This window comes from Desulfofundulus salinus (genome assembly GCF_003627965.1).
Taxonomy (GTDB): domain Bacteria; phylum Bacillota; class Desulfotomaculia; order Desulfotomaculales; family Desulfovirgulaceae; genus Desulfofundulus; species Desulfofundulus salinus.
The window spans coordinates 892,852-916,935 of sequence record NZ_RBWE01000001.1; the positions used below are offsets into that span (position 1 = coordinate 892,852).

Consider the following 24,084-nt stretch of genomic DNA (forward strand, 5'->3'; position numbering starts at 1 on the left):
GGCGGGAGGTGAAGGGGATGGATGGGAAGACCATGTCCCTGGCGGGGCATCTTGGGGAACTGCGTAGAGTAGTTATTGTCTCAACCATAGCTTTAATAGCCTGTGCGATCATTGCCTTCTTTGCCTTTGGCGATCAGCTGCTGGCCTTCTTGACCAGGCCCTTGAAAGAGCTGGGTGTGCCCGTAATTGCCACCCGGGTGGGTGAGGCGTTCATAACCAAAATTAAGGTCAGCTTCCTGGCGGGATTCATCCTTGCGTTTCCGGTTATGGTGTGGCAGGTGCTGGGTTTTATCCTGCCCGCCCTCACCCGGGGGGAAAGGCGCCTTTTGCTCGTGCTCTTTCCCTTCTCGGTGACCTTTTTTGCAGCCGGGGTTGCTTTTGCCTACTTTACGGTCTTTCCCCTCACCGTACGGTTTTTGCTGGTACTGGTAACGGAAGGGCTGCAGCCCATGATCACCGTGCGCGATTATCTTTCCTTTGTGCTGGCTTTCTTCATTCCCTTTGGTTTGGTTTTCCAGCTGCCCCTGGTGGCCTTTGTTCTGACCCGGATGGGGCTGGTCACGCCCCGCTGGCTGGTAAAAAAACGCAAATACGCCTTGCTAATAAATTTTATTCTCGCGGCTATCTTAACACCGGGCTCTGATGTAATCTCCCAGTTGATGATGGCCATGCCCATGGCGTTGCTGTACGAGGCAGGCGTTCTGGTGTCCTACCTGGTTTACCGCCTGTCCCGGTCTAAAATGAACAAAGTGAGCATGGTAGAGATCAACACTTAAATCGGAACGAAAAAGGAGGGATATCTATGTTTGGTATGGGACCGTGGGAGCTGATTTTAATCCTGATTATTGCCCTGGTTATCTTTGGACCGTCCAAACTACCGGAAGTAGGGCAGGCTCTGGGGAAAGGCTTGAGGGAATTTCGCCGGGCGGCCAACTCGGTCAGGGAAGAGATAAAGGAAGAAGTGATGCAGGATCAGACCACAAATGTGACGAAAACGGTTAGGGCGCAGGACTAAAATGCCGGTTTAAAAACACGCCGCCGGGGCCGTGTGCCGGTGGTGCCAGGCGCAAGGCTTGCGAAGTGCCGGTAACAGCCCCGATCAGTTGCCTTAGTAGCGTGGGCGAGATCCGGTCGGAAGCGAGACGGGGTGTGGTCGGTGCGGTAGGACCGGCACGCGGTTTTCAGGTGTGGTAGGGGTGGTTATATGGGTAACGGAGACTTGAAGGAGGAAATTGCCCGCCTGGAGGAAGAAATTGCCGAACTCAAAAGGCGCTGGCCGGCCCATTCGGTTAAACCGGCCATGGTTGAGCAGCTTGAGGGACTGGAAGAAAAGCTGGAGCACTTACGCCGGATGGAAGAACGGGAACTATGAATATCAACCACGTGGTGCGGCCGTGTAAAATTTAAGTAGGCGCCCATGACGCATTCAGCGCCACTAACAGCGGACAAAATGGCAGGCGAGTACAGAGTTACCTACTGAATCTTAATACGAACGAGGCACCTACTGGAGCTTGACACGGACACGTGGTGCACGGAATTTGCAAAAACAATTTGAATGTGCTATAATCATCTATGCGAAACGAGTTGCTGTGAGTAAACCGGGTGGTCGCGGGTGCCCGCGGGGGCACCTGAGGAAAGTCCGAGCTCCACAGGGCAGGGTGCTGGGTAACACCCAGTGGGGGCGACCCCAAGGAAAGTGCCACAGAAATGCAGACCGCCCAGCACTCAGCCCAGCAGTTTAAAAGGATACTTCATGACAGGCATGGACGGATAACTGCGAGGTAAAACACCTTCAACTGTTGGGCTGAGTGCTGGGCAAGGGTGGAACGGTGCGGTAAGAGCGCACCAGCGGCCACGGCGACGGGCCGGCTAGGTAAACCCCACCTGGAGCAAGACCGAATAGGGGGACAATGGGGTGGCCCGCTCCGTCCCCGGGTAAAGGTCGCTAGAGGCGTCAGGCAACTGGCGTCCCAGATAGATGATCACCCAAGACAGAACTCGGCTTACAGGTTTGCTCACAGCATTAATAAAAAGACCGGACTGTTCTTGAAGAACAGTCCGGTTTCGTTATTTTCCACAACCTTTTCCCGGCTTAATATTCCCATGTTAAACCCTGCCAGGTATTTTCCTATTGTGAATCGGGGTTTTCGTTGGCCAGCCGGGAAGTGGCGCTTGTCCAGGTCCACCGGTTGCTGGCATAATAATTCCATGCCGTCGAGGCGAGAATTCCTGCCCCGTTGGCCATGATGGCCGGTATGCGGAGGTAGCAGTGTAAAGCACTTAAAACCGCTACATTGATCACCATGCCCGCACCGGAGCATAGGTAAAATTTTACTGCCCGGCTCAGCATGTGGTCCTCCTTTTGCTGCGTCCAGGTAAAAAGGTCGTTCAGCAGGAAATTGCCGAATATGGCCAGGCTGGTGGACAGCAGGGCGGAAAGCACCATATCCAGGAAAAACAAACGGGTAAAGAGCAGGAAGAAGAACATGTTTACCGCGATCCCTGTTGTTCCCACGAGGCAAAACTTCCAGAAGCGCAGGTCTTCGGGGCTGCTTAAAACCAGTCGTACCAGGTGGCGCAGGTAATTGACCTGTTCGGTCAAACTCATTTTGGAGTGATTACCCCGGCGGCGCTCAAATACGTAGGGAACTTCAGCCGGCCGGTGGTAACGCCCGCGCACCAGCACTTCCATGAGAATCTTCCATCCCAGGGGTGAGAGTCTCACTTCTTCAATTACCTCTTTTTTCAGCATGAAAAACCCGCTCAAGGGATCATTGATCGGACGCACCTTTTTCAAGGCCAGACGGCCAATCAGTCGGGCGGTCAGGGAAATTGCTCTCCTTAAGGGGGTTAAGCCGCCGTCTTCACCCCCGGGTACAAAACGGGAAGCAATGACCAGGTCGTTTCCCTTTTCGATGCTTTCTAACAGGCGGGGAAGGACCTCCGGCGGGTGCTGGAGATCCGCGTCCATTACCGCCAGCACGTCGCCCCTGGCCGTCCTGAACCCTTCCACCACGGCCGTGGCCAGACCCCGCTGGTTTTGCCGGTGGATGAACCTGACGTTGGGGTTGTTACGGCTTAATTCTTCCAGCACTTTAGTCGTGCCGTCGGTACTATCATCCACAAATAAAATTTCAAATTCTTTTCCCTTCAGGGACTGGCAAATGCGTTTGGTCAGGGGAATGATATTATGTTCTTCGTTGTAAGTAGGGATGATTACCGTAAGCAAAGGCGTTACCTCCCGGTTTAAGCGACCCAATACCCGCGGGCAAAAAGCAAATAGAGAAAGAAGAACAGGGATGAAGTTAGGGCAAGGATGAAATTGTGCCCCCGTTCTACTTTGACCAGCCGGGCCAGGGTCAGGTAAATCGGAAATAATACCATCACAAATCGCGGCATGCTCAATAGCGGTGCGTGGGGTGCCGGAGAGAAAAGCGGCACCAAAAGCCCGATCAACGCAAATAACGTGTAGGATGGGCGTTCTTTACCCAGGGACATGAAGAACAACGCCAACCCCGCCAGAGTAAAGGAAAGGTCCAGCAATTGACGCCCAAAGCTCCGGTTTTCCCACAGGAGCACCGCGGCCTGTTCCACACTTAGCCATGGCCAGGCAAAGGAGCGGTGCCAGAATTGCTGGGCCTCGACAAAGGCCAGGGGGTTGCCCAGTTCTGCCTGCAGGAAAATCATGAAAAACAGCAAGCCCGCAGGGATCAGGGCTAGAAAAAGAACGTCCTTGCTTATTTTCCCTTTCGTCGCACGCCAGTATTCCCACAGCCCGGGAAAAAGTAAAAAGACCCCCGTGTTCCGCGTGGATGCGGCCAGCATGCCGCAAAGGCCGGCCGGAAGCCACCGTCCCTGGCGCAAGAAGTAAAAGGTTAACAGCACCAGCAAAAGGTAAAGGGATTCGGTATAAATGGCGGACAGGTAAAAGGCGGTTGGAAATAGGGCCAGATACCACATGGCCCGCCGGGATGTTTGCGGGTCATAGTCCATGCTGGCCAGCCGGTAAAAAATGGCCAGGATACCGGCCAGGGAAAGATTGGATATAAAGATGCCGGCCGCTGCCGGGTCCACACCCAGCCGGCTGAGCAGGTGAATGAGCAAGGGGTAAAGGGGGAAGAAGGCAGCGGACTTTTGGTTATAACCCTCCTGGGCGATTCTCAGGTACCAGCCCGCATCCCAGCGGTTGAGCCCCTGGCCCACAAGGGCAAAAAACTGCCTGGGATCATAATGGCCCGGGAAAAAAATAACGGCAAAATACCCGGCCAGCACTATTAACAGCTGGTGGGCCAGGTAGATAGTAATTATATCTAAATTAAATAGAGAAAACAGCCGCCGGAACATAACCACACCCCATAAGTTTTACTTTTGAGTTTCTATTTATACACCAGCCCGGTTAAAAATAAAAAGCGAGATCCTCAAGTCATCCTGATCTCGCCCTTAATATATGTGTTTAACGTTGTTTATGCATCCTTGTATTGGCGGAGATGGAAGTGGTTATGCTGGATGTGCAGAACATGGCGCGCACCGCACTGGGGGCAGTTAATAGACTGCTCGTCCACAAAGCGCATCTCACCGATGTGCCGGCTGCAGCAGGTAACCTCCACGCCGGTAATGCGCCCGTCCGGAAGATGATTTACCCGGTAGTCCACCAGGGCTTTTTTGCTCACGGGATACCACTCCTAACAGACATTTTTTCTATTATACCGTGAATACTGGGAATGAGTAAATTTCAACGTTTATGTCACCCTGGCAAATGGTGTATAATGGCCATAGTGAGAGAGTAAAGTGCCAGAGAAAGGACGGTTTAGTCATTGGTACAGAAAAAAGAAACCGGTGCCCGGCGTAAACGCCGGCCACGGCGCTGCCGGTCAAAGATTGTATTACCTGCAGTACCGTTAAAGCTCGATCGCTTTCAGGAAGAAGCAATTGCCGCTTTGCTGGACGGATATACCGTCCTGGTAGCTGCACCAACGGGAACCGGTAAAACCCTGATTGCCGAAAAACTGCTGGAACATATATTGGCTGCGGGCAAGGGAGCGGTGTATACGTCGCCCATTAAAGCCCTGTCCAACCAGAAATACCGGGACTTCGGGCGGCTTTTCGGCCCGGAGCGGGTAGGGTTAATTACGGGGGACCTTTCCATTAACGAAAGGGCTCCCCTGCTGGTGATGACCACGGAAATTTTTCGCAACTGGTGTTTTGCCAATCCCGGGGAACTGGAGCACACCTCCCACGTCATTTTTGACGAGATGCACTACCTGGACGACCCGGATCGGGGTACAGCCTGGGAGGAAAGCATCATCTTCGCCCCGCCCCACATGAAGATTTTAGGCCTCTCCGCTACCGTACCCAATATCCAGGAAATCTCTTCCTGGATGGCCGAGGTGCGGGGAGAAGTGGTGAAAGTGATCGAAGAACGGTGCCGGGCCGTTCCCCTGGAAATCTCCTGGATTGCCCCCGGGGGAGATGTGCTGGATGAGGAAGAGGCCCGGGAGGAAATTGCAGAAAGGCAGGAAATCCGCCGCTGGCGCCGTCACCGCTGGAACGATATGATGGTCGCCGGGCGGGAGGAATTAGATTATTAGAGGTGTTATGACCTTGGCCGCCATATTTTCCAGCCCAACCTGTGTAGAAGTGATTGAAGCCATTCAGGACCACCTGCCGGCCCTTTATTTTGCCTTCGGCCGCGGACGGACCGAGTTGCTGGCGGAAGAACTGGGCCGGGAGTGGGATTTTCTTACTCCCGGGGAGAAGCGTTCCGTCCGATGGATGATTCAGGAGGCAGAGGAGAATAATCCCGGCCTTTTCGGTCCCCGGCGCCAAAACCTGCGCCGCCTGCTGCTTCAGGGCATTGGCTACCACCATGCCGGCCTGTCGCCGCTGCTCAAGGACCTGGTGGAAAGACTGTATGAATCCCGGCTGATTTATGTTCTTTTCTGCACGGAAACCTTTGCCGTGGGGGTCAACTTTCCCGCTGCCAGTACGGTTTTTGACGCCTGCCGCAAGTGGGACGGCCAGGAGTTTCGTCCCCTTTTAAACCGGGAATTTTTCCAGATGGCCGGCCGGGCGGGCCGGCGCGGGTATGACCCGGTGGGGCGGGTTTTCGTGCGCATCGACGAGCGTTTCCCCGAACAAACCGGCTTTTACCGGGAGGGCGAGGTGGAACCGGTCCGGGGCAGGCTCACCATTTCGCCCAATACGGTCCTGAGCCTTTTGCACTGGAAAACCGATGCAGAAATACGCCGCCTGCTGGAAAAAAACTTATCCGTCTATCAAAGCAATAAAGAAAGCCGTCAGCTCCGCCAGGAAGTGCACAAGCTGGAAGAAAAGGCGGCGGAACTGGCCCGGTGTTTTTGCCCCGACCGGGGCCAGCCCTGCTGCGAACTTTACCGGGTCAAACTGCGTAAGGAGCTGAACCAGCTTAAGAAAAGCAAGCACCGCAATCGCGCGGACAGCAAGCTGCGGCGGCAGGAGATTCAAATCCTGTTGCAAAAGGGACGTAAAAAGTGCCGCTACAAGGTATGCCTGGACGCGGCCAAAAAGGCGCGCCGGCTGGAAGAAAGAATCCACCTGCTGCACAAGCGTTTGAAGCAGCTGGAAAAACACTCCCGGGATTACGTCCGGGAGTTTGAGAATGTGTGGGGCCTCCTGGAAAAACTGGGTTATGTGCAGGGCCGGGAGCTTTTACCCCGTGGGAAATTTGCCCTTTACGTGCACGTGCAGGAAATACTGGTTACCGAGCTGGTTTTCTCGGGTATTATCCTGGAATCCCCTCCCGCCGAGGCGGCCGCCATCCTGGCCGGGGTGGACTACCAGCCCGGGCGGGATGAACAGGTAATCCCACCACCCTTCTCTCTGGAGAGGGTGGAAGAACTGCGCCGCTTTTTGCTCCAGAGCGGGGTACCGGAGTACTTTTGTGTCTGGTCGCCCCTGCCCGCCGCCCTGGCCGCAGCCTGGTATGAGGGGGCTTCCTTTGAACAGCTTTTGGGTATGACCAACCTCCAGGAAGGGGATGTCTTTTCGATCCTGCGCCGGGAAATTGACCTGCTGCGCCAGATTGAAAGGGCCGCCGGGGAAGAGCGCGCCCTGGCCCTGCTGGCCAGGGAACTGCGCCGTCGGCTGGACCGGGATGAGGTGGCCGTGGTGGGGGTGTAAAGAAAAAAGCGGGCTTTTAGCCCGTTGTGTTTTTGCTATCGAACAGGAGTTATGTATGAGCTGGCTGTTAAGGAGTTATGTACAGGATGACCACCGCTGGCGCTCCAGCAGTAGCTTTTTCTCTCTAGCTTTTACTTGACTTTTTCTTGACTTTTACTTGACCTTACTTGACCTTACTTGCGTAACTCGGCGGGCACTTCCGGCTGGTACAACAAGCCCCAGCTGGCCGGGTAAATACCCGTGGCGGCCACCACCATAGCCACGGTGGCAACAAGCCCTAAAAACCAGTGCTTAAGCCGCATTCTTCACACCTCCTTTGCCGGGTATGAATATAGAGTGCAGCCGGCTCAGAAAAACGTCCAGCCATTCCACGAAGCGGTAGCCGGCCGGGGTGACAGTGAAGGATTGAAAGGCCAGGCCCAGGGCGCTGGCGGCCACCAGGTCACCCCGCAGGGGAACGAACCAGACCAGGGCCAGGTAGCACAAGGGTACCAGAAGGGAGATTATTTTCAGCGCCCGGCGATGGCCTTCCCGGGTGATTGGCTTGGCCGGGGTATCCGCCGGCGCCCAGATTAGGGCAACTATAATGGCGAAGAGTACCGCAGCCAGGGCCATTTCCGTGACAGGGGCGTTACTTTCGCCCAGCCAGCGGGCCAGAAAACCCAGGCCTGTGAAGGTGGTTAGAGAGCTAATGAGGCAGCGATAGTAGGCGGTACAGTGGGCTCCCCCGGCGGCCAAGCGGAAAACTACACTGGCCAGCACTACCGCCGCAACCTGGAAGAAGATGCCCAGGAGAAGGGGTATAGTTACAAAACAAACAAGCTTCACCACTGCGCCCAGGAGCAGCTCCAGGCCGTAGGCCATCACCGCCGTTCGCTCCTCCTGCTGCAGTTCTTTGCCCAGCCAGGAGGCGATCCTCTGGGCCAGGTCGTGGATCATTACTCTCCACCTGCCTTGGGTAGGGTTACCGTAAAGATGGTAGGCGGGGAGGTTAGCCGCACCTGCCCACCGTGCTGTTCCACTATCTCCCGTACAATGGCCAGCCCAAGGCCCCGGTTTTCCCCCTTGGTGGAAAAACCGGGCTCAAAAATCTTTTCCTTTATATCCTCTCTTATTTCCGGGCCGGAGTTGCCTACCGAGAGGATATAGCTTTGCTCGTCTTCTCTTATTTCCAGCCTGACGTAACGGTCTTTCGTCGCTAAAAACATCACCGCTTCCATGGCGTTGTCCAGCAGGTTGCCCAGCATCCGGTTCAGGTTGTGGGGGCGCATGGTCAGCTTGCTCAGGTCGGTTTCAATGACCAGGCCGAAGCTGATGTTCCTGTTGGCCGCCACGGCCGCCTTTTGCTGGATCAGCGCGGCCACCTCGGGCTGCTTCAGCCGCAGGGTTTGGGACAAGATGCGGATGTCTCCTGTCACCTCGGCCAGGTACTCCCGGGCACTTTCCAGCTTACCCATCTGGAGCATGCCGTACACGGCCTGCAGGTGGCTGATGAAGTCGTGGCGCTGGGCCCGGATGTTGCGGATCATTTCCTCCAGGTCCTGGATATGCCTGGCCTGTTGGCGTATTAAATTGTCCTGTTCTTCCAAAACAAGCAGCTTCCGCAGCAAAATAAATCCCAGAGTAACATTGCCAAAAACTACTATGTCCACTATTGTAACCCAGGCTAGCGGAATGGATGCATTAATGAAAGCCAGGTATTGAGTAAACAGGGAGATTATTAATGCCTGTCCTAAACTGAAAACTACTATTAGATAGTTGGGAAATGATAGCGTACTCATCGGTTAATCCTGCTCCCGGTCTTTTGTTTGGTTGGAACGGTAAATGCCTGGTGAGCGTAATGTAACCTTTTTTCTTATACACCATAAGGTGATTGAAGCCAGCAAAATTAGTTCGGGGATGGCTAATAAAATACGAAGAGTCTGAGAGTGCCAAATTTGAGGCATTGTTTTTCCCGTAAGCATAATTATTACAGGCCATATAAGTATTTCCACTGTTATTAGGATAACTATGCCGATCATAGCCACACAAATGGCCACAGGAACAGAAGTTTTGAAAAACATAATCACAAGAAGAGCGATTACGATTATCCCGATTAAGGTATGTACCCCGTAGGGTATGGGCAGTTCACGTACAAAATATGAACACAGTGAAGAAAGTACTCCTGCCGGAATAATCCGCTGCCATTTAAGCTCTAAGCCCATAAGGGTTAAACCCAAGGTCAGGATGATGACACTCTCCGGAATAGACTGAAAAATCAAAGCCAGCAGAGGCATTTGGTCCATGGTTGTCTCTCCATTTAAGATTGTCGGTATAATACTCATCACGGGTTTCAGCCACCCATTACCAGTTTCCCCGTCCTTGGTGCCACTCGTTTTCCATTTAAAACCATAGTTTGGTATATATTTCTGCGGAAACAAAAAATCTCCTTCTTTTCAACAAAATTTTTTTTCTAATTTTCAACATAAATTTTTATTACTTCTGTTTTTCACGTTGAGCAAAGACGGAGCTAAAAAATAAACCTACCCCTGAGGCAGTTAAGTACGTTTGCTTCAAAAGGCAGAGGGGGATATGGCAGATCGGTATTGCTGTGCCCGCCGTCTATAATTGACGACCAGTTTTTGAAATTTTTCCGTTTCCTGTGCTGAAAGTTGTCGAACTACCCGGGCCGGAGAACCCAGCGCCAGATGCCCCGGGGGAATTTCCTGTCCCTCCACCACCAGTGCCCCGGCACCCACCACGGCCCCCTGGCCCACGCGGGCACCGTTAAGGACGATGGCTCCCATGCCGATAAGTGAGCCGTCTTCAATGGTGCACCCGTGGAGAATGGCGCCGTGGCCTACCGTAACCCGATTTCCGATTTTCAAGGGGTAGCCGGGATCTTCATGCAATAGACACCCGTCCTGAATGTTTGTTTCCTCACCTATTTTGACCTCATCTACATCACCACGGATAACCGTATTAAACCAGACGCTGCTGCCCCGGCCGATTTCCACCCGGCCAACTACTCTGGCCCCCGGGGCAATAAAAACATCTTCCGCTAACTGTGGCTTATAGCCTTCAAACTCATAAATGCCCATGGTTTATCCACCCCTTTTTATAAGAACTATACCTCACTCCTCCGGAGAAAGGCAACCGGTTTAAGAAGCCTTTAGGTAGCCGTTTTACTAGCTGACCTGAAAGGGGTATTTAAGCACTGTCGTGTATTAAGCCCCAAAAAAAGTGCCCTTATTGTTAAGGGCTTTTGATGGGGAAAGGAGAGGCGGTTTGTTCAGGTTGTGAAAATTTTCACTACCAAGTATACACCATACTTTTTCCTTTGTCAAGAAAAAAGTTGAGTACAAGTCTTGAAGTTAGTGCATGACTTCTGTACTGTTCTCTTATGTGGTAGTACTAATCAACCAGCGAATTCTGATAGGTGAGATCTTCAAACGCTTTAACATGCGTTTTACTTACCCTCTTGCCGAAGCGCACCATCAACATATTGGCCGGATGTTCCAAAATTTCCGGATCGTCTGTTCCCCGTCTTTTAAAACCTGCGCTTCCGAAAAGTCGGGTCAGCATGCGCTGGTAGCCAAAGGCGTCCAGTCCGCTTCCCTGCAGATCCCAGTGCCAGTAGAATTCGGTGGTGATGACCACGTAATCCTCCAGCATCTCGTTCTTGAAGGCCTGTTGTAGCAATTCTTTTGCTATGCCCAGACGTTGCCAGCTCCGGCTGACTTCAATGGCTCCCAGTTCCAGCAGGCGGGGATGCCTGCTCCAACGGGTATATTCACTGGGTCTGTGAAAGAGTACATACCCAATGATTTCTTGCCCGTGCCGGGCAATATACACCAGCCCTTCCGGGTTACCGGCGGCAATCATTAAAGCTTCTTTTTGCCGTACGGGGCTGCGGAAGTTGCGCAACCGTTCGTTCATAGTAAGAGTAGCAAGGTATTCTTTACTGACAGGCCCTTCAATAAATACCGTACCCTGTGGTGTGGTTAACTGTTTTATTTCGGTTGTTTTGGTACTAGCAGTTAACATGGTCGTCCACCGATCTTTCTTTATATTTTTCTTTATATTTTTACCTCGATGGGTAAAGCCACTCTGGTTATAAAAATATTCTGATAAAATCCCCAAAAATCCTGCCGCCGGAAAAAACTTTTTCCGGCTTTTTTAAAAGATTATTCCTGCACCCAACAACTAACCGGTGATGATACCGTATTTTTGCGCCCGGTATAAGAGGGCCGAGCGGGTAATGCCCAGCAACTGGGCAGCACGAGTTTGATTACCCCCGCTTTTCTGCAGGGCCTTAATGATCAGTTCCTTTTCCACCTGTTCCAGGGAGATGCCTTCATCGGGGAAGCGGATCACCAGTTCCTTTTCATTTTGGGGCGTGTTCAAAAGCTCCTTGGGCAGGTGTTCGGGTAGTATCTCGCTGCCCTGGCAAATAATGGCCGCCCGCTCAATAACGTTCTGCAGTTCCCGGATATTTCCCGGCCAGTGGTAACTGCACAACAGTTCCATGGCTGCCGGGGAAATTTTGTTCACCAGGTACTTGGGGCGGAATTTTTCTAAAAAATGGTTGGCTAAAAGAGGAATATCCTCCTTTCTTTCCCGTAGTGGCGGCAGGTGGATCTGGAACACATTGAGGCGGTAATAGAGATCCTCCCGAAAAAGCCCCTTTTCTATGGCTTCCGTCAGGTTGCGGTTTGTAGCCGCAATAACCCGCACATCCACATGGATTGTTTCGGTGCCTCCCACCCGTTCGAAGGACATTTCCTGGAGCACCCGCAGGAGCTTGGCCTGCATGGAAAGAGACATTTCGGTAATTTCATCCAGGAAAATCGTGCCCCGGTCGGCCAGTTCAAAACGGCCCAGTTTACGGGCAGAGGCCCCGGTAAAAGCTCCCTTTTCATGGCCAAAAAGTTCGCTTTCCAGTAATTGTTCGGGTAGGGCCGCACAGTTAATGGCGACAAAGGGCCCGTCCCGTCGGGGGCTGTTCTGGTGAATGGCTACCGCGGCCACCTCCTTACCGGTACCGCTTTCCCCGGTAATTAACACGGTGGCATCGCTCGCGGCCACCCGCTCGATCAGCTTAATCACTTCCTGGATGGCCGGGCTTTTCCCCACCAATTTGCTGTACTTTTTGGTTAACTCGGAGCGCAGGAAACTAACTTCGGTGGCCAGCTGGGTGATCACCAAGTTTTGCTTGATAACCATTTTCAATTCATCCAGGTCGAAGGGCTTGGTGATGTAATCTGCCGCCCCGATTTTCATGGCCTCAATGGCCGTCTCAATGGTACCGTGGGCGGTGAGAATAACCACCGGGATTTTAGGCTGCATTTCCCTGGCCTTGCGGAGTACATCCATCCCGTCCATCTCGGGCATTTTTAGGTCCAGAATTACCAGGGAAGGTTGTTCCTCGCGGATTAGTTCCAGTCCTTTTGACGGGGAGGTGGTGGACAACACATGGTAGCCTTCCTGTTGCATGGCCCGTTCCAGTGCCCAGCAAAGATGCTGTTCGTCATCAATGATTAGAATTGTTGGTACCATGGTTAGCCCCTCCTGTTGGATCCATTATGGGTAGGCATACGGTAAAGGTGGCTCCTTTTTCACTGGATGTTACATCAATGTTTCCGCCATGGCTGGCGACGATCTGGTGGCTTATGGACAGCCCCAGTCCGGTTCCGTCTTTCCGGGTAGTATAAAAAGGATCGAAAATCCGTGAGATTTCCTCACTGGCAATTCCCGGGCCGGTGTCGCTGAACTGGATGTATACGTGGTTGTTATCGGCGTAGGTTTTGATGGTTAACCTGCCTCCGTTGGGCATGGCCTGGACGGCATTCAGGATTAAATTGACAAACACCTGTTTAATGCGTTCTCCGTCCACTTCTATAAGCGGGATGTCCGGATCCTTTTCTACAGTTAACTGTACTTGATGTTGCCTTAGCAGGGGAGTGGTAAAGGTAAGCACTTTATCCAGCAGGGAATTTACCGACGCGGGATGGACGAAATTTTTCGTCGGCCGGCCGAAATCCAGCAATTCCTGGATGATTCTGTTCTGCCGGTCGATTTGTTCTTTTATGATATCGGTATACTGCCTGATATCGTGTACGTCCTTTAAGTCCTGCTCCATCACCTGGATGATGGTTTTAACAACGGAAATGGGGTTGCGCAATTCATGGGCGATGCCGGTTACCAGGCGGCCGAGGGCGGCCAGACGTTCGGACCGGTGCAGTTGCTCCTCCAGCTTTTCTTTTTCTGCGATGGAGCGGGCCATGCGGTTGATAGCCCGGGCAATTTGACCGGCTTCCCCTGGGAGATCCGGAAGCAAGTGGTTCAAATCCTTCTCCAAATGGCCCAGCCCTTCCTTAATCTGATTTACAGACCTGACGAGATTATGGACTAAAAACAGGACCCCTCCGGTGCAGGCAAAGAAAACAAACAGGGTCACATAGCGGGAGATAAGGCGAAAGTAGCGGCTCTGGGCAAAGATGGGATGCAGGCGTTCATCTACCCACGCCACCGCCACCAGCTTGCCGTCAATAATTAGAGGTGTTAGATATTCAAAGGTTTCATCATTTAAACTGGTAGTCAAGCGGGCCAGGGGACGCTGGCTGGCCACTACCGCCATCAACCCCGAATCGGCCTCATTCAAAATGCGTCTTTCCCTTTCCCGGCTTTCCTGGGGTGAAAGCTGGCGGTACTCGTGGAGAAAACCCTGCACGAAAATTTGTTTACTATCGGGCAAATAAAGGCCAAACCTGACGCCGGGATAGTTGGGCACCAGGGGGGCGGTGACCTCGGCAAAGCTGGCCTGCAGGTAACTGGCCTGGCTTTCGGGATTAAGGTTTGTAAATTTCTCGTCCCTCAGTTTTTTTTGCAGGGTTTCTTTCAGGCCGGGGACAACCTGCTTGTGCAATAAAGAGCCAAGGCGCTCCTCCAGGGAGGAAATCATGGCCTCTTCGCTTTTGGTGGCAAAGATAAGGTCGTAAAGCAGCAATAAAACCGGAATCAGCAGTAGCACCACAGTGATAGCCATAATTTGAAAGCGCAAACTGCGCCAGCTGACCCTCTTCATGCTCTCCCTCATTCCTGCCAACCGGATGATGGATAACAAACACCTGCTGTCTGAAAACAGACACCGGTTTCCCTTTGGTAATTAACTTCACAATCTCTTTTTTGCTCACTGGTTAGAACCCCAACTGTCTGTTTTTAAACAAAACCCATCCCATGTTGAGAGGCGAAACCTGCTTTTTTCCGGGCATAACAGGCTGGTACGAAAAATGCAAAACCGATTAATAACTTTTTTCACAAGCCTTCGCGTTTATTATAACATAGCGATTGTCGCAAAAGAAACATCATCCGGGTAATTACCAGGAGTTTTTTATCGGCTAACATGTGCATGGGGTTACAAGCACAAAGCCTTCGCGGGTACTGGTCAAGTGAGGTGAGTGAGGGGTCATGGTGGAGAGAGATATGTTGCAACTTTTTAATCGCCGCAAGGAAGAGTTCTTAAAAAAGATCACCCAACAGGCCACGGAAGGCAAGGGGGAAAAGGCCGGTGTAATGCGCGAGCTCAAAAAATTTCTGGACTGGTTCGAGTTCTGGTTGCAGAGCGAGGAAAGCATTGATATAGAACATGCTACTCCCGCCCCCGAGGAAAAAAACTTCGACCAATTTTTAGACGAAGTGCTGGCCGAGACCAGGCGCATCCTGGCGGAACAAAACGTCGAGGTGACATACACTTTACCCGGGCAAAACCTGGGGATCAGCGAGTCCTGGAAGTGCGTAAAGGTATTTGGCAACAACGATATTTACTACCGCATTGGCCGGACCCGGCCGCGGAAAGGGCCCTACCAGGGCCGGGAGCTTTTAGTTATCGACCTGGTTATGGATGGCTATAAAAAGCAGGTTTTTCTGCCCCTTTTGGAACTGAAGGCGGAAATTGAAAAGCGCCTGGGGGCCGTGCTGGAAAGGGAACTGCCCAAGGTGGAGGCGACCGGCAAATACCGGCTGAAAGTGATCCTGCCCTATGAAGTTGTACGCAGGGGCGATACCCGGCTGGCGGCACGCAAGTTTGCCGACTTCATTGCCGTAACCAAGCCGTTAATTAACAGGTTGGGCATTCGATGATGGCCGCCTATTAGTGCGAGAGGTTTAGGGATAGGCATTACTTAAAGAGGGGGTGAAAAAACCGGCAAAAACAAGCGAAAGGGTTAACAAGCAAAAGGGTCAATAAGCAATAGGGACGAGTGTCCCGGTAAGCAGGCCGGATGGTTTCCGGAATTAAGTCAAGGTGTCCGGGATTTGAGGCCATAATAAAAATGGATCCTGGAGGGATAAGACATGCTTGATTGGTTGGCTACCTTTACAGGGGGCGGGCTGGCGGCTAAAGCGACCGCAGCCGTGACCACCACTGGAGCGGCGGTAAGCACGGCTGCCGGGACCCCGGGTATGCCCTGGTGGGTGTGGCCGCTGCTCCTGTTTATTACCACCTTTGTGTTGGGTATTGTGGCCGTGCTTGGGGGTGTAGGTGGCGGTGTTTTGTTTGTTCCCATCGTGGGCAGCTTTTTTCCCTTTAACCTGGACTTTGTCCGCGGGGCGGGCCTGCTGGTGGCCCTGGCCGGGGCGTTGGCGGCAGGACCGGGCCTTTTAAAACTTAACCTGGCCAACCTGCGCCTTGCCCTGCCGGTGGCTTTAATTGCATCCACCTTCAGCATGGTGGGAGCGTTTATCGGCCTGGCCCTGCCCAACAACGTGGTGCAGACCGCTTTGGGTATTACCATCGTGCTCATTGCCATTTTATTCGTAGTTTCAAAAAACACGGAGTTTCCCCAGGTAGGAGGAAGCGATAAGCTGGCCCGGTTTTTAGGAATAGGGGGCACCTATTACGAACGTTCCTCTGGTAAAACCGTAGACTGGTCGGTATGGCGGACGCCACAGGGTTTCCTTTTGTTCATCGCTATCGGGATCATGGCCGGCATGTTCGGCCTGGGTGCCGGGTGGGCGAATGTGCCGGTGCTGAACCTGCTCATGGGTGCACCACTTAAAGTAGCAGTGGGCACCAGCAAGTTCCTCCTCTCCATTACCGATACGTCGGCGGCCTGGGTCTATTTAAACCAGGGTGCTGTGCTGCCCGTTATTGCCGTGCCTTCCATCGTGGGCATCATGTTAGGTTCCTTCGTTGGGGTGCGGTTGCTGGCCACGGCCAAGCCCAGGGCCGTAAAATACCTGGTGATCGTTTTGCTCCTGGCTGCCGGGCTGCGTTCACTGCTCAAGGGCCTGGGGATCTGGAACTAGGTGTGAGAGAATAAGGAGGGGAAAAAATGGCCAAGCCGCAAGCGGAAATGCTGAAAAGTCCCGCGCCGAAAGAAGCACCGGCAAAAGCGCCCGCGGCGCCACAGGTGGAGGTGGCGCCGGAGCAGCTGGCCTACGCCAACGTGCTCCTCTACGGATCCTGGCTGGGGATCGCCCTGTTGCTTTTGAGCAACATTATTTATCTCACCGGACTGGTGAAGCCGTACATTGAACCGGCCATGCTTCCCCAGTACTGGGGCATGAAGGCCAGCGAGTTTGTCCAGGTGGCGCATATGCCCACCGGGTGGAGCTGGTTAAAGATGCTCGGTTACAGTGACTTCCTGAACTTTATCGGCATGGCCCTCCTGGCTTCGTTGACCATCGTTGGGTACTTGATTCTATTGCCGGCTTACCTGTCCAGGAAGGACGTACCGTATACTTTTATAGTCCTTACCGAAATAGTGGTGCTCGTTCTGGCGGCTTCGGGTATCCTGGCCGTGGGCGGACACTAAAGGCATATTGATGGCGAAAAGTGCGCGGCGGCCCTGGTATCAAATGTGGCCACGGCCTGAACTTCAGGGGCCGCCTTTTTTAAAGGCCACCTTGTGAGCGATACCACAATACCGCTGGCGTTAGCGAATGAAATAATTCACAAGGCCGTACAGGCAAAGGGCGGTGGGGATGGACAGGGTAAACACGGGCAAGAGAAGCTGCCAGCGGTTAACCCGGGCATCTTTTTCCGCCCGCACAGCGCGGGAAATTTCAATTTCGGCAAAGGGGCGGCTCAACTTTTTTTCCCACGTGCCAAAAGGCGGTAGCCCCGGATGGTCCGGGAGAGGGAAATTCCGGAGCGGTTCGTAAAGGTAGATGATATTCCGCTGGTGGTAAGTGGCGGACATCCCGTCGGGCCGTTTTTTATTTCGCTGTTGATTGCCTTTCGGCGGCCAGTACATCGCCCTCGCCCCCTTCTTAAAGACTTTTAAAGTTTTGCGGCATATTGTCGCGGGGTAACGCATCATTCCAGCGTACCTGGCAGAGGGAGATTAAGGTAAAGCCGAGCATGGTGACCAGGGCCGACCCAAACATGAGCGCGGTGGTATAAAAGGGGGCCAGGCTAGCCGCCCGGCTGCCCAGCAGCACCACGGCGGAGCTTAATCCCCACCAGGCCAGGAAAATGCTTTCCTCCGGGTTTTGTAATTTCTCCCGCCGGAGATGCCACGCGTAGATGTAACCGGCCAGATAGCCGGCGCCGAGGCTCATGAAGGTTAACCTTGCTCCGGAAAAAGTGGACAGGTCGGGAAGGAAGATAATCGCGGCAAAGGCCCCGATCAAATACAGGGTAAAAGAAGCGGTGGCCCGAGCCTGCCGGCGGGATAAACCTGTCAGGTACATCAAAAGCGGTTCCAGCAGGGCACGGGTGTTTAATCCGGCCAGGCCTGTACAAAGACCGATGGATCCACCAACCAGGCTTACCCGGCCTACCGTGATGTACTTTGGAAATGGGAGCCCCGGTGTAGCAAGGGGGTATCTCCAGAATAAACCGCCCGGTGGGAGCGGGTTTTCGTCCTCGTAGCCGAATTGGCAGTAGTGGCGATAACGGCGGGCAGCGATAAGGGCGGTGATGACCAGAACGGTGCTGTATATGAAAACGAGGATTGCCGCACCTGCCGGCAGGGTGCTGAGCCGGAGAAGGAGTTGCTTGCCGGTCACCATAAAGGGCAGGGATAAAATGGCCAAGGTCATGCCCAGCCGTTTGTAGGCATGCCGGGTGATTTCAGGGTGGTATATTAACTTTAGTTTACCGGCTGCATTGAGGAGAATGCCGCTGCCTACGGCTGTAGGTAGGGGCAGGCCGGTAATAATCAGCAGGGGGACGGTAAACAACTGGTAAGCAGGACCGCCAGCGCGATATAAAAATCCTCCGGCAAAACCGATCGAGAAAAAGATGGCCGGGATCATTTTATCCCTCCCCTAATAAGTGGCGCGATCAAAATAAAGGTCAAAGTGTGCATGTGATAACTAGCACATAACCTGTTGCTGGTATAATAACATAAAAGGATTTGTAGGGCAATAGGCTGACAGGCCAACTTGTGATATATAGCACATAAAATTCGATACTTCCGCCGTGTAAAAACTAAGTAGGTAACGGATTGACATTGACAGCCTCCGTCTTATGACTAAATTTTTAACCGATCTGGCCCGGGCATAACTGGGGCAAGCCAGCTAAAACCGGTAGTTCCGGATTTTTCAGAATGGATGAAGGAATTAGACCTCCGGTAACGAATCATAACGGTAATGTACTGAATTAAACTGCAAAAGCGATCCGTTTGCTCCAGAAGGGGGTTTTATAATGATCGCGCCGTTGCCGCCCTGCAGTGCCAATTGTCCGGTTAATACCGATGTGCCCGGTTACCTGGCCGCCATAGCCCGGGGAGATTATCAAAAGGCTGCCAGGCTGATCCGGGCCAACAATACCTTTGCCTCGGTATGTGGCTGGGTTTGTCCCCATCCCTGCGAAGATCATTGCCGGCGGGGACAGGTGGATGCCCCGCTATCGGTACGGGCGTTAAAGAGGTTTGCCCTGGAAAAGGCCGGGGGAGAAAGTCTTTTTCCCGATAAGCCGACTGCGCAGTCCCTTCCTTACCGGGTGGCCATAGTGGGGGCTGGTCCGGCGGGACTGACCGCAGCCTGGGATCTGGCAAGAGCCGGGTATACCGTGACGGTATTTGAGCGCCAGCCCGAGGCCGGGGGACATTTATATGCTTCCCTGCCCACCTATCGCCTGCCCCGCCGGGTGGTGAGGGAGGATGTGGGGCGCATCGCCGCTGCCGGCGTGGAGATACGTACCGGGGTAGAGATTGGCAAAGATGTTTCATTAACCGACCTGCAAAAGGAATACGATGCGGTAATCCTGGCCGTGGGCCTTTCTAAAAGCCGGAGCTTAAACCTGCCGGGGTTTGATCATCCCGATGTCCTGCTGGCCCTGCCCTTCCTGCAGGGGACCAACCTGGGCCGACCGGTGAACATTAAAAAAAGGGTGATTGTCATTGGTGGGGGCGATGTTGCCATGGACGTGGCCCGGACCGCCCTGCGCCTGGGGGCTCAGGAGGTACGGGTGGTTTGTCTGGAGACCTGCGACATTATGCCCGCCCACCCATGGGAGGTAAAGGAAGCCCAGGAGGAAGGGGTAGAACTCTGCGCCGGATGGGGACCCGTCCGGGCGGTGGTGGAGGAAGGGCTGGTTCAGGGGTTGGAAGTTAAAGGGGTGTTATCGGTTTTTGATGAACAGGGTTGTTTTAACCCCACCTTTGATGAAGGCAGACTCTCATTTGTTCCCGGTGAAATGATCATTCAGGCCATCGGGCAGTGTGCCGATCTTTCGTGCCTGGCGGACAGTCCGGTGGCGGTAAACGAACGGGGCCAGCTAATGGTGAACCGGGATACCCTGGAAACCAGCGTGTCCGGGGTATTTGCCTGCGGGGAGGTGGCCTGTGGTCCCGGCCCGGCCATTGCCGCCGTGGCCAGCGGCCACCGGGTTGCCGCTGCAGTGCGGGCTTATCTGGAAGGAGTATCCCTTCCGGCCGGTAACGTAGCAACCATCGGTGAGTTGCCAGAACGGGTACGCACCCGTTTGCCGTCCTTTGCCAGACAGGAAATACCCGTACTTCCTGCCGACCAGCGCCGGTATTCCTTTGTGGTACAGGAATTGGAGTTTCCCCCGGTGCAGGCCCTGCGGGAAGCGGAGCGCTGCCTGCGCTGTGGTTTGGGGGCGGAAGTGCTTAAGGAACGTTGCGCCGCCTGCCTTACCTGTCAGCGGGTTTGTCCCTACGGAGTGCCGGTGGTGGAAGGAAGAGCGAACATACCGGTGGAGGGTTGCCAGGGGTGTGGTATCTGTGCGGCGGCCTGTCCGGCCGGGGCTATTGTGCTTAAGGGATTGCCGGGGGAAGAAGTGCATGCCCTTTTGGAGGGGGAAAAGGGGCGGGTCGGCGGGGTAAGTTCCGCGACCGATCCACCGCTGGCCGTCTTTGTTTGCCAGCGGGCTTATTTCCAGGGACTGGCCCCGGAAGTTATCTCTTCCACCCCGGGGTTGGGGCAGGTCCGTCTGGTTTCCCTGCCCACGGCCGGCGCGCTGGACCCGCTGTGGTTGCTGAAAGCGCTGGATGAGGGGGCTTTAGGCGTAGCAGTGATCACCTGTGGAGAAAACAACTGCCGTCATGTCGGTGGGGCTGCCCGGGTCAAGGAGCAATTAAAGCGCTTCCAAAAGTTGCTCGCAGAATTGGGGTACGAACCGTTCCGTTTGCAGTGGCACTGTTTGGGTGCCGGTGGAGATCCCCTCGCCTGGCTCAGTGAATTTGCCCGGAGTCTTGTACAGGCAAATAAATCCTGAATTCGCTGCCGGCCCCCTCTTGACTGTTCACTTCAATCCTCCCGCCGTGGTTTTCAATAATGCGGTAGGATATGGTCAACCCCAGGCCGGTCCCGGCATCCTTGGTGGTGAAAAAGGGTGTGCTCAGCCGGGATAATATCTCCCCGGACATACCGTGGCCCGTGTCCCGTACCACCAGCAGGATTTCATCGGACTCGGCCAGCCAGCGGGAGATGAGGGTCAGTCTTCTTACCGGCTGTTCTTCCATGGCCTGCAGGGCGTTGTGAATTAAGTTCAGCAGTACCTGTTTGAGCTGGTCCGGTTGCGCCTTGATGGAGGGTAATTCCGGGGCAAGATCCGTGACCAGCTCCACCTGGGTCAAAAGGCACTGGCTCTCCACCAGGGGTAAAAGTTCATTGATCAGCCGGTTCAGGTCCACGTTTTCCCCGTGGGTGGAGTGGGGGCGGGCCAGCACGAGAAAATCACTGATGATTTCATTGGTCCGATCGACTTCCTGGATAATTACATCCAGGTATTCTTTATTTTTTGCATCCTCCACGCGTTCGCTCAGGAGCTGCGCAAATCCCTTGATGGAAGTAAGGGGATTGCGCAGTTCATGGGCCATGCCGGCGGCCATCTGGCCAACCACTACCAGCTTTTCCTGGTTGTGCTGGAGTTCCCGCTGGTGGCGCAGTTCCGTAATATCGTTGAAGACGGTGACCGCGCCGCTAACCCGGCCGTGCCTATCCCGCAGGACATCGGAACTGATCAACAGGTAAAAGTCTTTTCCATTAAATTTATACTGTATCTCCAGGGGGCCCAGTGCTTCGCTCCTTTCCAGAGCCTGCAGAGTAATCAGGTTATTTCTGTCCGTGTGAGGGAAAATATCCCAGATATGACGACCTATGGCACTGGAGACCGCTACTCCGGAGATTTGTTCTGCCGTCCGGTTAAACATGATTACCCTTCCGGTGGCATCGACGACAATTACTCCCCCTACCATGCGTTCTAAAATTGTATCCGAGGTTTGTTTTAACAGATCGTATTTTACTTCGGTGCTGATATCCCGGAAGTAAATAATGATGCCCTCCCGGTTATTTCCCCGCATCAGGGGTCTCGTTTCCAGGGCCAGGTGGATCTGTTCGCCGTTTTTGCCGGTAATCTCGATTTCCCGGCACAGCAGGAGGGATTCAGGATCCCCACCCGGGGGGCAGCTGGTTGTCTTCTCTTCCTGGAGCCATTGTTGCAATTCCGTTAATTTTTTTCCTACCACTTCTTCCCGGGTGTATCCCACCAGCTGTTCCCATGTCCCGTTGATATAGCTGATGTTTAGTTCGTTATCCACGATCATGATGGCCATGGGGATACTACCCAGAATATCATTGAGGCGGTATTGCTTTTCATGGTTTTCTTTCCGGGGAGGGCCCTGGAGGTGGTACTTGTATATAATAAAGGGCAGCAATACGGATGTCAAAAGCAGTAGGGTCAGGCTTAAGACCAGATTTAATATTGTCCCCTGTTCGAGGGTTTTCTCCAGGGCAATAATCGTGCTTATATGAAGGATAAGAGAATAGAGTAAAATGGCCAGGGAGGCCGCTATTAAGACCTGGGGCCAGTTCCGCGCAAACAAACCGCATCCACCCTTATTTCGAGAGCATTCAAAGCACTAACTAATTCAACGTTTAGAATCATTTTCCTGCCCGTGGTGACAAACTTTTCCTTAAAAACATCGAAGATTTTATTTTTTTGTCCACTCATGGTATAAAAGATTTATGGCCATTAAATTAACCAGCGGAGGTGGGATGTTGAACAGGACGCAGAAACAAATTTTCCGTGCTCTGATGGCAAAACCCAGCACTTTTTGGCAGCTAATCAGGGAACAGGATGGACACCTGGCTCATTTTACGCAGGTAATGGAAGAAATGCTTGCCCGGGGCTTGGCCCGCTATGAAGGCAGTCATATTTATCTCACCGATAAAGGGAAAAAGCTGGCCCAGGACCAGGGTATATCCCCCTTAGAACCGCTGGCCTGTCCCACTTGTGACGGGAAAACCGTTACCTTGCAGGGCAGGTTTTCCCGGGTGCTGGAAGAGTTTAAGGAGATTGCCCGGCAAAGGCCACCGGCCATTGCCGAATTTGATCAGGGGTATGTGGACACAATGAGTACCGTAGCCCGGGTGGCCATCATGTACCAGCGGGGTGACCTGGAAAACCAGGATATCCTGCTCATAGGAGATGACGATTTGACCAGCATTGCCATAGCCCTTACCGGTATGGCCAGGCACATTACTGTTTTAGAGGTGGATGACCGGCTGGTAGAGTTTATTGATCTCCAGGCCAGGAAAAAAGGTTGGACTAATCTTTCGGTACACAGGTATGATGTGCGCCACCCTCTCCCCCGGGAGTTTCAGGGCCAGTACGATACTTTTTTGATTGATCCGGTAGAAACACTGCCGGGCATCCGCCTGTTTTTGTCCCGCTGCGCCCTGTCTTTGCGGGGGAAAGGCAGTGCTGGTTATTTCGGTTTGACCCACCTGGAGGCTTCGAGGGACAAATGGTATTTCATTCAGAGGCTGATCCTGGAAATGAATTTTGTGATTACAGATATAATCCATAACTTCCAGGAATACGAACTGGAAAGGGAAGGATTTGTGAGCAAAAACTATCCCCTTGTCCAAAGAGCCTTCGGCCCGTTGCCTGTACCGGACACCAACTGGTATACCTCTAACTTTTTCCGGTTGGAGGCTGTAGGGAAGCCACGGGTTCCGGAACAAGAAAATATTCCCACCGGGCGCGAGTTTTACTTTGATGACGAAGCTTACGCTACTTTACCGTAGTGCTCTACCTGTCAACGGACAGTGAAAATGTCACCTGAAAAATGCTTTATCTGGACTGAGAAAATGTCACCCATATTGATCATTCATCCGGACTGAGAAAATGTCACTTTTAAGTTAATGGGAGGCGACGGTCTTGACGGCCACCCCTCACGTGGTTAAGTTAAAAACACCGACGGGGCGGCTCCGGGGAACATGCGATAAGGACGCAGCACACCCCGTCAGGTAAGCAATTGTACCACATGAGGGGACCCCGGCCGTCAAGACTACCCTTCGGCGCCGCCTGAAAGCCTCAAGGGCTCACCAAAGAACATGCAAAACTCAAGAAAATGTCTCCTCTCTCCATGGTGACATTTTCTCAGACCGCTTACAGGGTGACAATATCACAGTCCGACGACATACCGTAGTGCTCTACCTTGCGTACGCGGGTAGTTTGTGTTA

Annotated in this window: 24 protein-coding genes and 1 other RNA gene; 11 read left to right on the forward strand and 14 right to left on the reverse strand. The window is 53.4% G+C overall.

What is annotated here, in order from left to right:
* Positions 1–17: 17 nt before the first annotated feature.
* From tatC to rnpB, 4 genes are all read left to right on the forward strand, one after another.
* On the forward strand, positions 18–776 hold the full coding sequence (gene tatC, locus D7024_RS04565) for a twin-arginine translocase subunit TatC (RefSeq protein WP_121450723.1): 759 nt from the start codon (positions 18–20) through the stop codon (positions 774–776).
* Between the two features lie 26 nt (positions 777–802).
* Positions 803–1,015: a Sec-independent protein translocase subunit TatA/TatB gene (locus D7024_RS04570; RefSeq protein WP_121450724.1), complete on the forward strand. Its 213-nt coding sequence runs from the start codon at positions 803–805 to the stop codon at positions 1,013–1,015.
* Positions 1,016–1,204: 189 nt separating this feature from the next.
* Complete coding sequence (locus D7024_RS04575) at positions 1,205–1,372, forward strand: histidine kinase (protein WP_121450725.1); 168 nt, start codon at positions 1,205–1,207, stop codon at positions 1,370–1,372.
* 218 nt (positions 1,373–1,590) lie between these two features.
* An RNA gene (gene rnpB, locus D7024_RS04580) (RNase P RNA component class A) lies at positions 1,591–2,022 on the forward strand.
* A gap of 106 nt (positions 2,023–2,128) precedes the next feature.
* Here rnpB and D7024_RS04585 read toward each other — a convergent pair.
* The 3 genes from D7024_RS04585 to D7024_RS04595 all read right to left on the reverse strand — a co-directional run bounded on the left by D7024_RS04585 (position 2,129) and on the right by D7024_RS04595 (position 4,670).
* Positions 2,129–3,229 carry a glycosyltransferase gene (locus D7024_RS04585; RefSeq protein ID WP_125185618.1) on the reverse strand — a complete coding sequence of 367 codons (1,101 nt, stop codon included), beginning with the start codon at positions 3,227–3,229 and terminating at the stop codon, positions 2,129–2,131.
* Positions 3,230–3,246: 17 nt separating this feature from the next.
* Entirely contained in the window at positions 3,247–4,344 is a 1,098-nt protein-coding gene (locus tag D7024_RS04590; RefSeq protein ID WP_121450727.1) for a mannosyltransferase family protein, read from the reverse strand.
* 119 nt (positions 4,345–4,463) lie between these two features.
* Positions 4,464–4,670: a hypothetical protein gene (locus D7024_RS04595; protein WP_121450728.1), complete on the reverse strand. Its 207-nt coding sequence runs from the start codon at positions 4,668–4,670 to the stop codon at positions 4,464–4,466.
* Positions 4,671–4,814: 144 nt separating this feature from the next.
* On the opposite strand from D7024_RS04595, the gene D7024_RS04600 reads away from it, so the two are divergent.
* Both D7024_RS04600 and D7024_RS04605 read left to right on the forward strand, forming a co-directional pair.
* Entirely contained in the window at positions 4,815–5,588 is a 774-nt protein-coding gene (locus tag D7024_RS04600; protein WP_121450729.1) for a DEAD/DEAH box helicase, read from the forward strand.
* Positions 5,589–5,595: 7 nt separating this feature from the next.
* Positions 5,596–7,158 (forward strand): helicase-related protein, encoded by a 1,563-nt coding sequence (locus D7024_RS04605; protein WP_121450730.1) that lies wholly within the window; start codon positions 5,596–5,598, stop codon positions 7,156–7,158.
* A gap of 173 nt (positions 7,159–7,331) precedes the next feature.
* On the opposite strand, the gene D7024_RS04610 is transcribed toward D7024_RS04605, so the two are convergent.
* From D7024_RS04610 to D7024_RS04645, 8 genes are all read right to left on the reverse strand, one after another.
* The gene (locus tag D7024_RS04610; protein WP_121450731.1) at positions 7,332–7,460 is read right to left on the reverse strand and encodes a cyclic lactone autoinducer peptide; all 129 of its coding nucleotides are present in this window, start codon (positions 7,458–7,460) and stop codon (positions 7,332–7,334) included.
* Entirely contained in the window at positions 7,450–8,097 is a 648-nt protein-coding gene (locus tag D7024_RS04615; RefSeq protein ID WP_121450732.1) for an accessory gene regulator ArgB-like protein, read from the reverse strand. The genes D7024_RS04610 and D7024_RS04615 overlap by 11 nt, the downstream gene beginning before the upstream one ends.
* Positions 8,097–8,939, reverse strand: coding sequence for a sensor histidine kinase (locus D7024_RS04620; protein WP_121450733.1), 843 nt, complete (start codon positions 8,937–8,939; stop codon positions 8,097–8,099). Before D7024_RS04620 ends, D7024_RS04615 begins: the two co-directional genes overlap by 1 nt.
* A gap of 3 nt (positions 8,940–8,942) precedes the next feature.
* Positions 8,943–9,578 (reverse strand): hypothetical protein, encoded by a 636-nt coding sequence (locus D7024_RS04625; RefSeq protein WP_121450734.1) that lies wholly within the window; start codon positions 9,576–9,578, stop codon positions 8,943–8,945.
* A 132-nt stretch (positions 9,579–9,710) separates the two neighbouring features.
* Entirely contained in the window at positions 9,711–10,238 is a 528-nt protein-coding gene (locus D7024_RS04630; RefSeq protein ID WP_121450735.1) for a gamma carbonic anhydrase family protein, read from the reverse strand.
* Positions 10,239–10,551: 313 nt separating this feature from the next.
* A complete protein-coding gene (locus tag D7024_RS04635; protein WP_121452464.1) occupies positions 10,552–11,184 on the reverse strand; it encodes a GNAT family N-acetyltransferase in 633 nt (210 codons plus the stop codon).
* 159 nt (positions 11,185–11,343) lie between these two features.
* Positions 11,344–12,696 carry a sigma-54-dependent transcriptional regulator gene (locus D7024_RS04640; protein WP_121450736.1) on the reverse strand — a complete coding sequence of 451 codons (1,353 nt, stop codon included), beginning with the start codon at positions 12,694–12,696 and terminating at the stop codon, positions 11,344–11,346.
* Positions 12,671–14,224 carry an ATP-binding protein gene (locus D7024_RS04645; protein WP_121450737.1) on the reverse strand — a complete coding sequence of 518 codons (1,554 nt, stop codon included), beginning with the start codon at positions 14,222–14,224 and terminating at the stop codon, positions 12,671–12,673. The genes D7024_RS04640 and D7024_RS04645 overlap by 26 nt, the downstream gene beginning before the upstream one ends.
* Positions 14,225–14,607: 383 nt before the next feature.
* Here D7024_RS04645 and D7024_RS04650 point away from each other — a divergent pair, with 383 nt between their 5' ends.
* The 3 genes from D7024_RS04650 to D7024_RS04660 all read left to right on the forward strand — a co-directional run bounded on the left by D7024_RS04650 (position 14,608) and on the right by D7024_RS04660 (position 16,955).
* On the forward strand, positions 14,608–15,279 hold the full coding sequence (locus D7024_RS04650) for a hypothetical protein (RefSeq protein ID WP_121450738.1): 672 nt from the start codon (positions 14,608–14,610) through the stop codon (positions 15,277–15,279).
* A gap of 213 nt (positions 15,280–15,492) precedes the next feature.
* Positions 15,493–16,446, forward strand: coding sequence for a sulfite exporter TauE/SafE family protein (locus D7024_RS04655; protein WP_121450739.1), 954 nt, complete (start codon positions 15,493–15,495; stop codon positions 16,444–16,446).
* A 26-nt stretch (positions 16,447–16,472) separates the two neighbouring features.
* Complete coding sequence (locus D7024_RS04660) at positions 16,473–16,955, forward strand: DUF1634 domain-containing protein (RefSeq protein WP_121450740.1); 483 nt, start codon at positions 16,473–16,475, stop codon at positions 16,953–16,955.
* Between the two features lie 120 nt (positions 16,956–17,075).
* Here the strand turns inward: D7024_RS04660 and D7024_RS04665 are convergent, their stop codons facing one another.
* Positions 17,076–17,396, reverse strand: a complete 321-nt coding sequence (locus tag D7024_RS04665; protein WP_121450741.1) for a hypothetical protein — start codon at positions 17,394–17,396, stop codon at positions 17,076–17,078.
* Between the two features lie 16 nt (positions 17,397–17,412).
* Positions 17,413–18,402 (reverse strand): sulfite exporter TauE/SafE family protein, encoded by a 990-nt coding sequence (locus D7024_RS04670; protein ID WP_121450742.1) that lies wholly within the window; start codon positions 18,400–18,402, stop codon positions 17,413–17,415.
* A gap of 391 nt (positions 18,403–18,793) precedes the next feature.
* Between D7024_RS04670 and D7024_RS04675 the strand changes: the two genes are divergently transcribed.
* Complete coding sequence (locus D7024_RS04675) at positions 18,794–20,830, forward strand: FAD-dependent oxidoreductase (protein WP_121450743.1); 2,037 nt, start codon at positions 18,794–18,796, stop codon at positions 20,828–20,830.
* Here D7024_RS04675 and D7024_RS04680 read toward each other — a convergent pair.
* Positions 20,787–22,439 (reverse strand): PAS domain-containing sensor histidine kinase, encoded by a 1,653-nt coding sequence (locus tag D7024_RS04680; RefSeq protein ID WP_121450744.1) that lies wholly within the window; start codon positions 22,437–22,439, stop codon positions 20,787–20,789. The genes D7024_RS04675 and D7024_RS04680 overlap by 44 nt on opposite strands.
* Positions 22,440–22,614: 175 nt before the next feature.
* Here D7024_RS04680 and D7024_RS04685 point away from each other — a divergent pair, with 175 nt between their 5' ends.
* Positions 22,615–23,646 carry a bis-aminopropyl spermidine synthase family protein gene (locus tag D7024_RS04685; RefSeq protein WP_165859267.1) on the forward strand — a complete coding sequence of 344 codons (1,032 nt, stop codon included), beginning with the start codon at positions 22,615–22,617 and terminating at the stop codon, positions 23,644–23,646.
* Positions 23,647–24,084 lie beyond the last annotated feature (438 nt).